Origin of the sequence: Neptuniibacter sp. QD34_54 (assembly GCF_047778055.1) — a bacterium.
Taxonomy (GTDB): domain Bacteria; phylum Pseudomonadota; class Gammaproteobacteria; order Pseudomonadales; family Balneatricaceae; genus Neptuniibacter.
In genome coordinates, this window is the sequence record NZ_CP180546.1 from 2,779,945 (window position 1) to 2,795,405 (window position 15,461).

General features: G+C 43.7%; 17 protein-coding genes. 9 read left to right on the top strand and 8 right to left on the bottom strand.

Going from position 1 to position 15,461, the window contains the following annotated elements; all coding sequences use genetic code 11:
• Positions 1-131: 131 nt before the first annotated feature.
• Both ACMXYP_RS12580 and ACMXYP_RS12585 read left to right on the top strand, forming a co-directional pair.
• The gene (locus tag ACMXYP_RS12580; protein WP_415881982.1) at positions 132-1,499 is read left to right on the top strand and encodes an AmpG family muropeptide MFS transporter; all 1,368 of its coding nucleotides are present in this window, start codon (positions 132-134) and stop codon (positions 1,497-1,499) included.
• Positions 1,500-1,574: 75 nt separating this feature from the next.
• Complete coding sequence (locus ACMXYP_RS12585; protein WP_415881983.1) at positions 1,575-1,787, top strand: hypothetical protein; 213 nt, start codon at positions 1,575-1,577, stop codon at positions 1,785-1,787.
• A gap of 50 nt (positions 1,788-1,837) precedes the next feature.
• Here the strand turns inward: ACMXYP_RS12585 and ACMXYP_RS12590 are convergent, their stop codons facing one another.
• The gene (locus tag ACMXYP_RS12590; RefSeq protein WP_415881985.1) at positions 1,838-2,320 is read right to left on the bottom strand and encodes a YajQ family cyclic di-GMP-binding protein; all 483 of its coding nucleotides are present in this window, start codon (positions 2,318-2,320) and stop codon (positions 1,838-1,840) included.
• A gap of 108 nt (positions 2,321-2,428) precedes the next feature.
• Here ACMXYP_RS12590 and ACMXYP_RS12595 point away from each other — a divergent pair, with 108 nt between their 5' ends.
• The 3 genes from ACMXYP_RS12595 to ACMXYP_RS12605 are packed head-to-tail and all read left to right on the top strand — an operon-like array spanning position 2,429 to position 4,276.
• The gene (locus ACMXYP_RS12595) at positions 2,429-3,328 is read left to right on the top strand and encodes a 2-dehydropantoate 2-reductase (protein ID WP_415881986.1); all 900 of its coding nucleotides are present in this window, start codon (positions 2,429-2,431) and stop codon (positions 3,326-3,328) included.
• A gap of 29 nt (positions 3,329-3,357) precedes the next feature.
• Positions 3,358-3,924 (top strand): cob(I)yrinic acid a,c-diamide adenosyltransferase, encoded by a 567-nt coding sequence (locus ACMXYP_RS12600; protein ID WP_415881987.1) that lies wholly within the window; start codon positions 3,358-3,360, stop codon positions 3,922-3,924.
• 28 nt (positions 3,925-3,952) lie between these two features.
• Positions 3,953-4,276, top strand: a complete 324-nt coding sequence (locus tag ACMXYP_RS12605; protein WP_415881988.1) for a hypothetical protein — start codon at positions 3,953-3,955, stop codon at positions 4,274-4,276.
• Here ACMXYP_RS12605 and ACMXYP_RS12610 read toward each other — a convergent pair whose 3' ends face one another.
• From ACMXYP_RS12610 to cobU, 4 genes are read right to left on the bottom strand one after another with little or no spacing between them, the layout of a single operon-like run.
• On the bottom strand, positions 4,277-5,836 hold the full coding sequence (locus ACMXYP_RS12610; RefSeq protein WP_415881989.1) for an HDOD domain-containing protein: 1,560 nt from the start codon (positions 5,834-5,836) through the stop codon (positions 4,277-4,279).
• Between the two features lie 8 nt (positions 5,837-5,844).
• A complete protein-coding gene (locus tag ACMXYP_RS12615) occupies positions 5,845-6,459 on the bottom strand; it encodes a histidine phosphatase family protein (RefSeq protein ID WP_415881990.1) in 615 nt (204 codons plus the stop codon).
• A 21-nt stretch (positions 6,460-6,480) separates the two neighbouring features.
• Complete coding sequence (gene cobT / locus ACMXYP_RS12620; RefSeq protein ID WP_415881991.1) at positions 6,481-7,536, bottom strand: nicotinate-nucleotide--dimethylbenzimidazole phosphoribosyltransferase; 1,056 nt, start codon at positions 7,534-7,536, stop codon at positions 6,481-6,483.
• Positions 7,533-8,051 (bottom strand): bifunctional adenosylcobinamide kinase/adenosylcobinamide-phosphate guanylyltransferase, encoded by a 519-nt coding sequence (gene cobU / locus ACMXYP_RS12625; RefSeq protein WP_415881992.1) that lies wholly within the window; start codon positions 8,049-8,051, stop codon positions 7,533-7,535. The genes cobT and cobU overlap by 4 nt, the downstream gene beginning before the upstream one ends.
• Before the next feature lie 137 nt (positions 8,052-8,188).
• On the opposite strand from cobU, the gene ACMXYP_RS12630 reads away from it, so the two are divergent.
• Positions 8,189-9,367, top strand: a complete 1,179-nt coding sequence (locus ACMXYP_RS12630; RefSeq protein WP_415881993.1) for an NnrS family protein — start codon at positions 8,189-8,191, stop codon at positions 9,365-9,367.
• 83 nt (positions 9,368-9,450) lie between these two features.
• Here the strand turns inward: ACMXYP_RS12630 and ACMXYP_RS12635 are convergent, their stop codons facing one another.
• Entirely contained in the window at positions 9,451-10,434 is a 984-nt protein-coding gene (locus tag ACMXYP_RS12635; protein ID WP_415881994.1) for an MDR family oxidoreductase, read from the bottom strand.
• Positions 10,435-10,570: 136 nt separating this feature from the next.
• Between ACMXYP_RS12635 and ACMXYP_RS12640 the strand changes: the two genes are divergently transcribed.
• Both ACMXYP_RS12640 and ACMXYP_RS12645 read left to right on the top strand, forming a co-directional pair.
• Complete coding sequence (locus tag ACMXYP_RS12640; protein WP_415881995.1) at positions 10,571-11,326, top strand: FadR/GntR family transcriptional regulator; 756 nt, start codon at positions 10,571-10,573, stop codon at positions 11,324-11,326.
• 204 nt (positions 11,327-11,530) lie between these two features.
• The gene (locus ACMXYP_RS12645) at positions 11,531-12,076 is read left to right on the top strand and encodes a YhcB family protein (protein WP_415881996.1); all 546 of its coding nucleotides are present in this window, start codon (positions 11,531-11,533) and stop codon (positions 12,074-12,076) included.
• Here the strand turns inward: ACMXYP_RS12645 and ACMXYP_RS12650 are convergent.
• On the bottom strand, positions 12,073-12,834 hold the full coding sequence (locus ACMXYP_RS12650) for a Nif3-like dinuclear metal center hexameric protein (RefSeq protein WP_415881997.1): 762 nt from the start codon (positions 12,832-12,834) through the stop codon (positions 12,073-12,075). The genes ACMXYP_RS12645 and ACMXYP_RS12650 overlap by 4 nt on opposite strands.
• Positions 12,835-12,911: 77 nt before the next feature.
• On the opposite strand from ACMXYP_RS12650, the gene ACMXYP_RS12655 reads away from it, so the two are divergent.
• On the top strand, positions 12,912-14,057 hold the full coding sequence (locus ACMXYP_RS12655; RefSeq protein WP_415881998.1) for a S1C family serine protease: 1,146 nt from the start codon (positions 12,912-12,914) through the stop codon (positions 14,055-14,057).
• Between the two features lie 94 nt (positions 14,058-14,151).
• On the opposite strand, the gene hisD is transcribed toward ACMXYP_RS12655, so the two are convergent.
• Positions 14,152-15,459: a histidinol dehydrogenase gene (gene hisD, locus ACMXYP_RS12660; protein ID WP_415881999.1), complete on the bottom strand. Its 1,308-nt coding sequence runs from the start codon at positions 15,457-15,459 to the stop codon at positions 14,152-14,154.
• Positions 15,460-15,461 lie beyond the last annotated feature (2 nt).

Below are 15,461 nucleotides of genomic sequence, written 5' to 3' on the forward strand. Positions count from 1 at the left end.
CATCAACTTGTTCCCCCCTTCAGACAAGTTTATGCTAAAAACTTTGGGCCCAGTTTTTACTGGGCCTTTTTAGTTGCTATAGATCTATTCGAAAGCGACAATAAACGCCTACTACACGGAAGGCGTCATATATGTCATCAGTTGATTCCAAAACTGAATCTTGGCTCGATACAGCTAAAATCTATCTTCATCCTAGAGCAATCACACTTCTGTTTTTTGGTTTCTCTTCTGGCCTTCCTATATTACTTGTCTTTGGCACTTTATCCTTCTGGCTTCGAGAAGCAGGGGTTGAACGAAGTTTAATCACCTATTTTTCCTGGGTTGGTTTAGCCTATGGTTTCAAATGGCTTTGGGCTCCCTTAGTTGATCGCTTAAGCCTCCCTTTGTTATCTACTTGGCTTGGTAGGCGCAGAAGCTGGTTATTACTTTCGCAGATCCTGCTAGTCATCGGTTTAACCGGGCTTGCCTTCTCCAATCCCCATGAAAACCTTCAATATATGGCCCTGTTAGCTCTGATGGTTGCTTTTAGTTCCGCTACCCAAGATATTGTGATTGATGCCTATCGCATAGAATCGGCAGGCGAACGTTTACAAGCCGCCATGGCCGCTACTTATATGGCCGGCTATCGTATTGCGATGATTGTGGCGGGTGCTGGTGCACTGGCGATCGCAGCGTGGACCTCAATTTCACCTGAAAGTTATGACATCAATTCTTGGAAGTATGCCTACTTAATCATGGCATCCTTAATGTCTGTCGGAATGATGACTACGTTTTTAGTAAAAGAGCCAGCTTCTGTTGAGATGGACACTGAAACGCTTGAACAACAACAAAAAATTATTGAATTTACTCAACGTAATGCTCACCTTCCCGATTTTATATCACGCTTTTTGGGCTGGGCTTATATAGCTATTGCTTGTCCCTTTATCGACTTTGTACGTCGTTACGGTATGCAGGCCCTTATCATTCTTGCATTAATTGGTACTTTCCGAATTTCTGACGTTATTCTTGGGATTATCGCTAATGTTTTCTATGTCGATATGGGCTTTACCAAGGAAGAGATAGCACAAATCATCAAAATTTATGGCGTAGTCATGACCATCGTCGGCGCAGGCCTTGGTGGCATTCTGGTTAATCGCTTTGGCGTGAGAAAGATCTTATTCTTAGGGGCGCTGTTAGTTTCCCTCACCAATCTTCTATTTGCTTGGCTAGCCACTTTAGGTAATGACACTACGGCACTTACAATCGTTATCTCTCTGGATAACTTGAGTGGCGGTATCGCTACCGCGGCCTTTGTCGCCTACCTATCTAGCCTGACAAATATTCAATACTCTGCAACACAATATGCCCTTTTCAGTTCGATGATGTTGCTATTCCCTAAATTTCTAGGCGGCTTCTCTGGGGGCTTTGTCGATAGCTTTGGCTATCCTTGGTTCTTCACTGCTGTTGCGATCATAGGTCTACCCGTATTGATATTGATCTGGATCAGCCCAAGAAAATAAATAGGAATCATTATCATTTACATTTATATAAATCTGGGTTACTCTTCTTAGCACTTAACAAGGAGGGATATACCGATGACTTATATGATTGACGCTTGGTTTGAACGTAACAACCCTTACCTGAGAGTTATTCACCGCTCTACGGGGATTTCAGTCGTGAATTGGCAAGGCGATACGCTAACGAGTAAATTACAAAGCGGGGCTATCTGCGTAGACGACTTTGAAGCAACACCTTCGCAGGATTTAGTAAAAGAGATCTTTCTTCTGGATTGTTTAGAACAAGATTAGTCAGGTGAAAGCTCATTCACCTGACTTTGTTGAGGCAGTAACAGGTAGGTTTAGTCGCGGAAGTTATTAAACTGCAGTGGTAATTCAAGGTCTGCTTCACGCAGCATTGCCATTACACTTTGCAAGTCATCGCGTTTCTTGCCTGTTACTCGTACCTGCTCACCCTGCACCTGCGCTTGGACTTTTAGCTTGGCATCTTTAATTAATTTTACAATTTTCTTAGCCAATGGCTGATCTAGGCCTTGCTTAAGAATCACTTCCTGACGTGCGCGCATATTCGCTTTTTCTGGATCTTTAATCTCCAAGCAACGAATATCAATTTTGCGGCCCGTCATCTTAGTTTTAAGCACATCCATCATCTGCTGCAGCTGAAAATCAACTTCTGCCTGCAACGTAACTGTGGATTCAGTTTGCTCAAACCGCGCATCAACACCTTTAAAATCGTAACGCATCTGAAGTTCACGATTAGACTGGTCAACAGCGTTGGTAACTTCGTGCAAGTCTAGTTCAGACACAATATCGAATGATGGCATGAGGCTTCTCCCTATTTTTTTGCCGATTCTAGCTGACCTTTACCTCCATTTCACGTCACAATAGAGAGATAATAAGATCCACAATGCTGAAGATTAAGAGAATTAAGCATGAAAGAGAGATGGTACATACTTGGCGCTGGCTCAATTGGAAATTTATGGGCCTGTAATCTCATTTCTGCGGGTTTCCCCGTCACTCTTATTTTGCGTAATTCGGCTAAGCTTTCTCGATTTGAAGTAAACCGCGGCATTCTAATAGCTGATCAAATGCATAGTTGCGAAGCTGATCTCCCCAATAATTCGTCGCTTATCCAACAACTGATTATCACGACCAAATCCACTGATACTCAAGCCGCTTTCAACTCGATCAAGCATCGACTTGCCGATGACGCACATGTTGTTGTGCTGCAAAACGGCATGGGCAGCCAGCAATGGATAACAGATCAATTACCAAACGCTGAAGTTGCATGGGCATCAACAACAGATGGTGCATGGTTAGAATCTGAATTCTCTGTTGTACACGCGGGCAAAGGGATTACTCGTATCGGATCACCCGATAAAATGCTCGAGTGGTTAGAACAATTAAACTGTGGTTTCTTAGATTTACAACCTGATCCAGAAATAGCTACAACCTTGTGGCGCAAGCTAGCGATTAACTGCGCTATAAACCCTTTAACTGCGATCTTTGGCTGTAAAAATGGCGAGTTAGTTAGCAACCCTAACTATCTAAATGAGATGGTATTAATCTGCAATGAGGTAGAAAAGGTCATAACTGCACTTAATCTAGAGCTATTTGATGGCCCTTTAATTGACCATGCTTGTCAGGTAGCTGAATTAACCGAAAATAATTTTTCCTCGATGAACCAAGATGTGAAACATGGCCGTATAACTGAGATTAATCAGATCACCGGCTATCTATGTGAGCAAGCAGACAAACTAGATATCACGGTGGATATCAACAAGTACTACCTTGGAAAAATTAGGGAACTACATCCTCATAGTGATGCCTAATCCAATGGTGTCCTTCTCTAGGAGCAGTCATGAATAACAGGCTTAGTAAGATCTATACCCGTTCTGGCGATCAAGGCCAAACTGGTTTGGCCAATGGCGAACGCGTATCTAAGACCGATCTCAGAATAGAAGTGATCGGCACTGTTGATGAACTTAATAGTGCAATAGGCATTGTCATCGCAAGCTTGGCTTCAGATGAATCAATTACGAAACTGCTGCAAACCATACAGCACCAGTTATTTGATCTTGGCGGCGAGTTAGCAATTGCAGACCCTAGCTATGTCGTAATTACTCCGACAGAGATAGAATACCTAGAGGAACAACTGGACCTACTGAACTCAGAGGTGCCGCCTTTGAAGGAGTTTATTCTCCCAGGAGGAACACTTTCAGCCAGTTATACCCATTTAGCGCGTAGTATTTGCCGACGCGCTGAAAGACGAATCATAGCACTACTCCAAGATGAGTCAGCTCAGGTAAATCCTAACTCTGGTATTTATCTAAATAGGCTGTCCGATCTGCTTTTTGTGGCAAGCAGAATAATAGTGTTAAGGCAGGGCGGTGAAGAGATTCTTTGGCGATCCAAAGAAGTTAGATAATACAACTCACCTAATGGGAGTAATAAAAATGAGAGCGCTGTTTTTTTCTGCGTTAATGCTACTAACACCTGCAGCTTTTGCTGACTGCTCAACAGATCAAACCATCTGTGAAGCTAAATGTTCAGTGAAACACTTTACTGATGATGCCGCTGAGCTAGGCTGTAAATCAAAATGTGTGGCTCAACGTGCAATGTGCTCCACCGAATCTGGTGCCAAAACCGTTGTAGAGAAAGGCGGTGAAGTTATCGAAGATGGCGTTGAAGTGAGCAAAGACGTTATCGATGATGGCGTTGAGATCAGCAAAGAAGCTTGGGAAGATACTAAATCATTTGTGAAAGGCATGACTGAATAGTCATGCCGTTTGTCTGGCTTTACTGTCAGCGTACATTAAAGCTAGACGCGTTTGCGTAGAGAACTGGTTAAAAGTATTAAAATCCTCTTCGGATACTGGACCACGTCCTTTTAAGCGATCCGCATACAGCATACCAATAACCCGTTTTCCCATAGTTAACGGTATCAATACAAACCCTTGGCAACCAACCTGTTTCACAAAGTTTGGTGGTAGTCGCTTATCCCAGCCATCTTCATCCAGATCATTGACCAGTAAAGTCACTTGTTTAGCTAGAACCTTAAAGAAAAGATCATCCGCCTTGCCCGATTTATCTCTTTCAAAATAAGTTTGTAGTGGATCAAGCTCATCACCTTCAATAATTTTTACCGATAGATGTGTGTTAGATTTGCTTAGCAGGCAAAGCATACTGCGATCAAACTGTCCGCATTCACCAATAGCTTCAACGACTAACTTGAAGACTTCGTGAATTTTTCCATCAGCAGCGATCAATTCAGTTAGCTGATTGAGGTAACTTAGTTGCTTTGAGTTTCGCTTCGATTCAGCAGCAGTCGGCGATGATTTATCTTCAATACTTTCAGTTTGCTCGACCTCTTCCATCTCCACTTCATTATGAGCCAAGAAAGATAGCTGACGCACCATATCATCTTTAGCAACATTACCTGTTTCTGAATAATCAGGAATGAGAGAGCGAGCTTTTAACCCATAATTACGGCTGACTTTAGCTACTCGCTGAAAACACTGTAGAGTGATTTCTCCAACATCATCAAAAGGAATATCTCCAACAATAGATACAGCATCTACAACCTTATCGTAGGGCTGCTCATTATTTTGATCTTGGCCATAAAGCTGTTGGACTAAACCATGACTCAGCGTAGGTAAGGTTGCCAGCAAATTACTTTTTTCATCAATATGAGCTAAATCAACAGGCGCCATTGTATTCAATATCTGCTTTGGATATCCCCAACCTGCAGCCAACTCTCTACCTAATTCGCTAAAGCTCATACCCAGCACTTCAGCTTGAATGCGTGGCCACTTTTTATCTCCCCTTTCCTTCAACCTGAGCATTTTTCGATATTGCTCAGGTAAGGTACAAGCCACCATGATTTCCCCTAATCCAAATAACAATGAAGCCATATAAGCTTCTTCTGGATCGATTGCCTTTCGACTTTTGAGGGCAAGTTCTTTAGCCATATTCGCACTCAAGAACTGCCGCATCATCATCCCAGGTACATCCAGATCGGGATTTTCATCATGGAAGCTTTCAATCAGCTTAAGAGTCAAACTGATATTTTTAATTTGATTAAAACCGAGTAATACCACTGCACGCGATACCACCGTGATATCGCCTTGACCACGTTTATACACAGGCGAGTTGGCCAGCTTAATCAATTTGGCTGATAAACCGGTATCCTTCATGATCGCCATAGCCAAAGCCATAGCATCACTTTCCTCAGAAGCACTGATTTGCTGTATACGATTGACCGTTGCACTAAACACCGGCAGATCGCCTAAACGATCTAGGCTGCGATGAATATTTTTAAGCGTTTCGGTATATTTCATTCGTCATCCTATACGACAGAATCAAGTAGGGGCCGGATATTACTACTTAATAAGTGCGGCCAACATTGTTTTGAGTCATGATCAAATCTAAGTTTAGAAAAATGCGCATAATCAATCGCAATTCGGCTCCAACGATCTGCTTCAATGCCCAACATATCCCCGATCAAGCACCGAATCACCCCACCATGAGTTACAACTAATACCTTTTTTTCAGATAATTGCAGCAACCGCTCTTTAACCATAGCTATTCGTTGCTTAAATTGCTGAATAGTTTCACCATTTGGAGCAGGGTAATCCTGCGGTGCTTGCCAAAACTTATCTGCTGCGACGGGGTTTTCATTATAAACCTGCTCAAAACTGACGCCATCCCAGTCACCAAAGTCCAACTCTTGTAATTCATCCCAGACTTGTAACTCGATTTGCCGTGTATTGGCTAACCAGCTCGCACTATCCAAAGCTCTCTTTAACGGCGAACTCACAACTAAGTCCCACTCACCATTAGCTAAAACAGCTTCACAAGTAGATCTACCTTTTTCAGACAAAGGACTATCGGTACGGCCTAAATAGACGCCTTTAAGTGCAGGCTCACCATGTCGGAACAGATCAACGAACAGAGTATTCAAAAAAGATCCTTACTATAGGTTTTAGTCCGACTTTTCACTCACACCAGCACTAGAGAATGTCGCCATCTGTTTATGCAACAAACATGCTGTTTGAATCACGCTTACCGCCGTTGCAGCACCACTGCCCTCACCAAGGCGCATATCCAACGCTAACAAAGGCTCAGCAGACATGGCAACAAGTACTTTATGATGAAATTTTTCCGCAGATTGATGACCAAAGATCATCCAGTCTTTAGCCAAGGGGCAAATGATACTGGCCATATAGGCAGCCGCAGTGCTGATAAACCCATCCACCACAACCGTAATACCTTCCCTTGCTGCCGTCAGATAAGCGCCAACCATCGCGACAATTTCAAAACCGGCTAATGATTGAAGCAACTCAAAGGGAGAATCGCCTGTGCACAGGTGTAACTTAAGCGCCTGATCGATCACTGCCGTTTTATGTTCAAGCGCGTCACCTGAAACGCCCGTCCCAGCTCCAACTACTTCTTGGGCTGTTAGGTTCATTGCCGCGGCTAAAACTGTGGCAGCAACGGTTGTATTCCCTATACCCATTTCACCGGCGATAAATAGTTGAGCACCCGACGATTTAGCTCTTAAAACTGTCTCCTCTCCCACATTAAGCGCAGTAACCAATTGCTCACTGTTCATCGCTTGGCTCTTCGAAATATCAGCACTTTGCGAAGCGATTACTCGATTAAGTACATTGTGATGATTAACAGGTACCACCGTCCCTAAATTAATCACCTCAAACTGCGCTTTCAGTTGCTTAGCTAGAACAGCGATTGCCGCGCCACCTTCGGCAAAATTCAGAATCATTTGCGATGTAACTTCTTGCGGGAACACGGATACATTCTGAGCAGCCACCCCATGATCTGCAGCAAAAATAGAGATGCTTACACGATCTGCCGAAGGTAATGGCTGCGCTTGCATTGCAGCCATTTGCACAGCTATTTTTTCCAATACACCTAAAGAGCCGGGTGGTTTCGTTAGGTTTCCTTGATGAGATAAAGCAGCTTGTTCAGTTTCAACATTTAAAGGTTTAGCTTTAATCTGCGACCATTCCTGCAAGTTCACTTAATATCTCCTTTGACAGCCATTGGGATACCCGCCACTGTTAACGTTACCACTTCCACTACGGCAGCCAAATCTTGATGTAATCGACCGGTATTATCTTGAAATTGACGACTCAATTCGCCCATAGGGACAATACCCCAACCAACTTCATTTGAAACCAGTATTAAATTTCCTTCAAAATCATCAACAGCAGCAGTAAGTGCCTTCATGCCTTCCTGCATAGGTTCCAATCCTTTTAATAGCAAATTGGTTAACCATAGAGTTAAACAATCGACTAAGACTGTTTTTCCCTTACCACTCAAACTAGTAAGCGCATCTGGCAAGTCAAAAGGGATCTCTTGTATCTCCCATTCACTAGGTCGATTCTGACGATGCAGTTCTATACGCTGTTCCATTTCAGAGTCTTGTGCTTGAGCGGTTGCAATATACACAACAGGCTGGCCCGCAGTGGTCGCTCTTTCTTGCGCCACCTGACTTTTACCCGACCTGGCACCACCTAAAATTAACTGTCGCACTGATATTCCTCGTCAAAAACTCGTTGTCAGATCAATAAAATGAACGTTAGCATTCTTTTAAGATGTATTTTTAATACACATTTAATGATTCTTAGTGTAGATTATAACACTGCTGATATAAGCGGCGGAGAGATCCCATGATCCAACTACAAGAAAGACGCACCCCTTCACCCTTTTCACTTTTTAATTTGGCATTTCGCCCATTTTTCTTAGGTGGAGCACTCTCAGCCATACTTTTAATGGCTGCGTGGCTAGTTATCTATAGTGGCGGCATTCAACCTCACCACTATAACTATGGGGTGTTCTGGCATGCCCACGAAATGCTATTTGGATTCTCTTTAGCAATCATCGCCGGTTTTTTAATGACCGCTGTAAAGACATGGACTAACGTACAAACACTTTATAGCTGGCCTCTCGCTGCACTTTTTTTACTCTGGTTTAGTGCGCGCTTAATGCCTTTATTCCCAGCGATCGAACCTTGGTTGGTCGCTGTCACTGATTTAGCCTTCGCGCCTATGGTGGCCGCTTGCGTGGCTTGGCCAGTGATTAAGTCTAGAAACTATCGTAATTTGATGTTTGTGCCACTCCTGCTTGGCTTCTTTGTAGCCAATTTACTCATGCACCTGCAACTACTTGGCTACACAGAGGCAACAGCATCTAAAGGAATTCAACTAGGCCTGTTTTTAGTCATCATGGTCATAAGTATCTTAGGTGGACGCGTTATTCCATTTTTTACCGAACGCGGAGTTGAAGGCGTAAAAGTCACAAAACATGCTTGGCTGGAGAAAGCGATTATTCCCCTGACTGCGATTTGGGTTCTTTTAAGCCTGACAGAGATCAATCCTCTAATTATTGGAATCAGTCTATTACTGGGATTCGCTAACCTGATTCGGGTTGCAGGTTGGTTCGATAAACGGATTTTTGCGGTACCCTTGGTATGGATTCTTCAGTTTGGCTACCTGTTTGTTGCGTTAGGTTTTATCCTATATAGCCTAAGTTTACTGGATCTAATTAGCACTTCGATTGCTTACCATGCATTTGCTGCTGGAAGTATTGGGGGGTTAACACTGGGTATGATGGCACGTGTTTCTTTGGGACATACCGGTCGACCTCTTACAGTCGGACCGCTCATCATCACTGCCTTTATATTGATGCTTTTAGCCGCAGCTGTGCGACTAAGCGTTGGGCTATTACCTCTTTCTTACCTCACAACGCTGCACTTATCAGGCACTCTATGGATGCTCGCTTGGGTGCTTTTCCTGATTATATACACCCCTATCCTAATAAAACCTCGAGTGGATGGCTTATACGGATAGTTCAGCCTTTGATCTAATCAGTTCCAACTAAAAAATACGGCTCTAAGGTAGAGCCGTATTTCTTCCACTAAACTGTCGATTGCTTAGCTATTAAGATCAACAACGACTCGCCCTTTAACCTGACCATTAGTGATACGTTCAGCATAATCAGGCAACTCATTTAGCGCGATGATTTGAGCTATATCGCCCACAGCATTATCAGGTAATTGTGCTTGTAGCCTTTTCCAAGCTTCTTGACGACGCTCATAAGGGCACATCACCGAATCAACCCCTTGTAAACGAACATTGCGAAGAATAAAAGGCATAACCGTTGTTGGTAGTTTAAAGCTTGCAGCAAGACCACATGCTGTTACAACACCGCCATAATCTGTTTCAGATAGAATTCTACCTAAGATATTATCACCCACAGTATCAACCGCACCGGCCCAGCGCTGTTTCTCTAGAGGCCTTACTGGCTCTGCCATCTCCTCTCGACTTACAATCTCTGAAGCACCTAAGCCTTTAAGATAGCCCTCAGTTTCAGGGCGACCCGTAATCGCTGTCACTTGATAACCAAGCCCAGCCAAGATTGCTACTGCAACACTACCTACACCACCAGCGGCCCCACTAACAATGACTGGACCTTTATCAGGTGTAACACCGCCCTCTTCCAAAGCCATGACGCATAACATTGCAGTTAAACCTGCTGTACCAATCTGCATAGTACGAACAGGATCCATGCCTTCAGGCAGAGGCACTAACCAATCGGCATTTAGGCGAGCATACTCGGAAAATCCACCCCAATGGTTTTCTCCTACACCCCAACCTGTCAGTACAACTTTATCGCCTTTTTGATAACGATCATCAGCACTCTCTTCTACTGTGCCAACTAAATCGATGCCCGGAACCATAGGAAAGTTGCGAATAATTTTGCCCTTGCCTGTAATGGCTAAACCATCTTTGTAGTTTAACGAGGAGTAATCGACTTTAACCAAAACATTCTGATCTGGTAATTGATCCAAACTCAATTCCGTCACTTCTGCTACAGTCTTACCGTCGTTTTGATTTAACACGAGCGCTTTGAACATGCCGGTCTCCCAACTTATTTATCTATTTGTCATACAAATATAAAATAGATTTTTATATGATACAAGCTATGATGTTATTGTTTCAGTTTATGTAGAATAGCTTATTCGTAGTATTAGCAATCCTATGGAGTAATACGTGAGCCTAGAAGTAGCCCCGATCAATAAGTCCAGCCTGTCTAAACAAGTCGCTGACCAATTACAGGAAGCGATTTTAGATGGTTCTCTAAAAGCAGACGATCGCCTTCCGACAGAAGGTGAACTAGCTGAACGCTTTCACGTATCGCGCCCTACGGTTCGAGAAGCACTCAAGCGCTTAGCTGCTAAGAACTTAATTCGTTCACGCCGAGGGCCTACTGGCGGCACGTTCGTAAACCACTTAGGTGCTGAAGAGCTCAGTGACCAGATGACTACTGCTGCAACCCTATTTGTCAGCATGAATCAGATATCTTTAACTGAGGTGAGTAGCACTAGATTAGAGTTAGAAAGCTTATGCTGCCAACACGCCTGCGCAAATAGGTCCGAACAAGACCTAGAAAAACTGCGAGCTGAATTAAATTATCAATCCAATACCAATATCAGCCCTGAAGATTTCTGTGCCGCTGATGTTCGCTTTCATCGCGCTATAGCCGATGCAAGTGGTAACCGTATGCTAAGTTTTGTGATGTATTCGTTGATCGAGGCTCTGCAACCGGTTGCTAACATGATTGCTTACCGTTTCCGCGAAAGGGAAATTATCTTAGGGCAACATCGTAGACTACTAGGTGCGATTGAAGATCGAGATATCAATTTAGCTAAAGCTATCATCAAGGAACAGATTGAGTATCTCGATCAGTTACATTGCGAGGCCCAGTCCTCTCATCAAAAAGCGGCAGAACAAAGCGCCTTAAAGTGATGATACGGATAAATTCGACCAATCTATAGTTCATTTATCCGCGGATAAAGTCGAAAATTATTTATTATAGGCAGGAATAGATAATTGATTTATCCTTGCACAAAGCTCGCAAAGATCCCTTGATGCTGTACCTTATAAAATAATTCAGGCTCTCTTTGTCAGCACCTAATTCAAATTAAAATGCCAAGTTTATAAGGAGTTTTTGTGGAAAACGTTTGGCTTATTAGTATTGCAGCCCTTGTTGTTGGCGCCGTAATTGGTTTTTTGATGGGACGTTCTGGCGGAGGTGCACAACGTCAAGCAGAACTCGCTGAAAAACTTGAAAGCACCCAAAAAGAACTAGACAGCTACAAGACCGAAGTAACTGAACACTTTGAAAAAACCGCAGCGCTAGTTAACAACCTGACTAACAGCTACAAAGATGTTCACGAACATCTTGCTACTGGCGCGCAAGGCTTATGTCAGCCAGGAAGCGTTGATCTAGCCATTGAACCCTCTTTGACTCCGAAACTAGAAAGCGAAGCAGAAGAACCTTCAGCTGAAGCAAAACCTACTACCGACACAGAACAAGCAGAAAGCTCTTCAGAACCACCTAGAGATTACGCACCTAAATCACCTGAAGATGAAGGCACGTTATCTGAAACTTTTGGTTTGAAAGAGGAACAGGAAACTAAAGAGGAAGAGCAGGTTCCTGCTGATGCGCCTAGCAATGTAGACGCAGAAACAGCAGAGCCTAAAGCAAAAGTTTAAACGGGATTGTCTATATCGATAAACTGGTGCTGAAGCCCAAATTTCAGCGCCAGCTCTTCACCTAATGCCATAGCACCATAACGCTCCGTTGCATGATGGCCTGCAGCAAAGTAGTGAATTCCATTCTCTATCGCACTGTGGAAAGTTGGCTCTGAGACTTCACCAGAGATAAAAGCATCTAAGCCCTGTTCTATCGCCTTCTCTATATAGCCTTGAGCACCACCCGTGCACCAACCAATCTTTTTAATAGGATGATCTCCGCCTTTAATCAGCAAAGGCTCACGTTCTAGAACCTTTTCTATATGATCAGCCAATACCTCTGCAGACATAGCTTCAGGCAACTCTCCCGTATTCCCAATACTGCGCGGATTACCAAGCTCTAAAGCACCAAAGCCTTCAATGTCTAAAAGCTTAGCCAACTGGGCATTGTTACCAATCTCAGGGTGAGCATCTAATGGCAGATGATAAGCAAGCAAGCTTATATCATTATCTAGCAAGGCTTTGATGCGACGTTTTTTAATCCCTGTAATGCAGCTATTCTCTCCTTTCCAAAAAAAACCATGATGCACTAACAAAACATCAGCCTTTTCATCGACAGCTCTATCTATCAAAGCTTGAGAAGCCGTTACACCAGATATAACTTTACAAACATCGCTACGCCCTTCCACTTGCAATCCATTCGGACAATAATCTTTAAATTGGTTTGGTTCTAAGCGCTGATCTATATATGCAATTAGATCTGATAGTTTTACCGACATTCTTCTGTTATCCATTCACAAAGGGAATATTAATCGTATAATTCTAAGCTTGTTTATGGCGTTTCGACTATACACTCATGCGTAAATTTAACTTTCTTTTCTGGCCTATTCTCTCAGGCGTGCTTGTCGCCATTCTTCTTTTACAAGTATTTCCAGATCTATTAGATAGCTCAAACTCTACCATTGAGTTCCGTGAAGCCCGCAACAACACGGTTCTGCAAGGAAATATTGGTCCTGTATCTTACGCAGATGCTGTAGAAGTCGCTGCACCGGCTGTCGTTAACATCTACACCCAGACCGTTGTTAGGCAGAATGTACATCCTCTCTTCAATGACCCTTTTTTCCGTAATTTCTTTGATTCAGACAGCATTCCACAACGTGAACGCGTACAGTCCAGCCTTGGTTCTGGTGTAATTCTAAGCTCTCAAGGCTATATAGTTACCAACAACCACGTAATTTCAGGTGCCGATAGCATTATTGTTGCTTTGAAAGATGGTAGAGAAGCCGCCGCAGAAGTGATCGGTACAGATCCAGAAACAGACTTAGCCGTTTTAAAGGTCACATTGGATAACTTGCCAAGTATTACACTCGGTCAAACTGAAAATTATCGTGTTGGTGATGTAGTCCTAGCCATAGGCAACCCATTTGGTGTTGGGCAAACCGTAACCATGGGTATCATCAGTGCTACCGGCCGCAACAGTGTAGGCCTGAATACCTATGAAGACTTTATACAAACAGACGCAGCCATCAATCCTGGCAACTCTGGCGGTGCTTTGATTGATGCCTTTGGCAACTTGATTGGTATTAATACCGCAATTTTTTCTAAATCGGGTGGTTCTCAAGGTATCGGCTTTGCAATTCCATCAGACCTTACCAAACAGGTCATGCAGGACTTAATACAGCACGGTCGCGTTGTTCGCGGTTGGCTTGGTATTGAGATACAAGAGCTTACGCCTAGTCTTGCTGAATCATTTGGCCTTAAAAAACTTCAAGGACTTATCATTGCAGGCGTATTCCGTAACGGCCCAGCCCATATAGCAGGCCTGCAACCCGGTGACGTAATGCTGACCATCAATGACAATCCTATTTTGGATGGCCGTAAATCCATGACTCAAATAGCCCGTCTTCGACCAGGTCAGGTAGTCACCGTTAAAGTTCTTAGGGAAGGTAAAGAACTCTCCTTTGATGCTGAAATTGGCGAACGCCCTAAAAGCCGTAACTAATTTTGCATTACTCAGCAAATAACTTTTACCCTACAAATAAAAAGGGCCGCCATTTCAGGCAGCCCTTCATCAAAAAGTCGTCTAAGTTTTTCCATTAAGACTTAATACGGTATTCCGCTGAACGAGCATGCGCTGTCAGACTTTCACCGCGCGCAAGTACTGATGCAACGTTACCCATTTCAGAAGCGCCATCTTCAGAGAACATGATCAAAGAAGAACGTTTCTGGAAGTCATATACACCTAGAGGAGAAGAGAACCTAGCAGTGCCAGACGTCGGTAAAACGTGGTTAGGACCTGCACAGTAATCACCTAGTGCCTCAGCTGTATAACGTCCCATAAAGATCGCACCTGCATGACGAATCTTAGGCAATAACGCTTCAGGATCTTCTACAGACAATTCCAAGTGCTCTGGAGCGATACGGTTTGAAACTTCAATCGCTTCATCCATATCTGCAACCTTAATCAGCGCTGCACGAAGACGTAGAGAGGTTTCGATAATCTCTTTACGCTCCATAGTTGGCAACAATTTATTGATGCTGGCTTCTACCGCATCAATGAAGTCTGCATCAGGTGTAACAAGAATTGGCTGCGCATCTTCATCGTGTTCAGCTTGGGAGAAAAGATCCATCGCAACCCAATCAGGGTCAGTCTGGCCGTCGCAAACCACAAGAATTTCTGACGGCCCAGCAATCATATCGATACCAACAGCGCCAAATACCGCACGCTTCGCTGTTGCCACAAAGATGTTACCTGGACCTACAATCTTATCTACTTTAGGTACAGTTGCTGTACCATAAGCTAAAGCGGCAACCGCTTGTGCACCACCAATACAGAAAACGCGATCAACGCCTGATAAACATGCAGCTGCAAGTACCAGCTCGTTAACTTCACCACCTGGTGTTGGCACAACCATAATGATCTCTTCAACACCCGCAACTTTTGCTGGCATTGCGTTCATCAATACTGAAGATGGGTACGCAGCTTTACCACCCGGTACATACAGACCAACACGGTCCATTGGCGTTACTTTCTGACCTAACATAGTGCCGTCGGCTTCAGTGTACTGCCATGAATCAACGAGTTGACGCTCGTGATAGCTACGAACACGCTCAGCAGCAATTTCCAATGCTTGACGCTGATCTTGTGGAAGATTATCCAAAGCAGCTTGCAGACGCTCTTTGCTCATCTCAAGCTCAGACATCTCTGACACAGACGTATTATCAAAACGGTTGGTGTACTCAACAACCGCTGGATCGCCTTCTTGCTCAACGCGCTGAAGGATCTCATTGACGATCTGATTTACTTTTTCATCAGATACCGCTTCCCACGCAAGCAGTTTATCCATTTGCTGACGGAAATCAGCCTGAGTAGAATCTAGACGTTTAATATTCAAATCAGTCATGA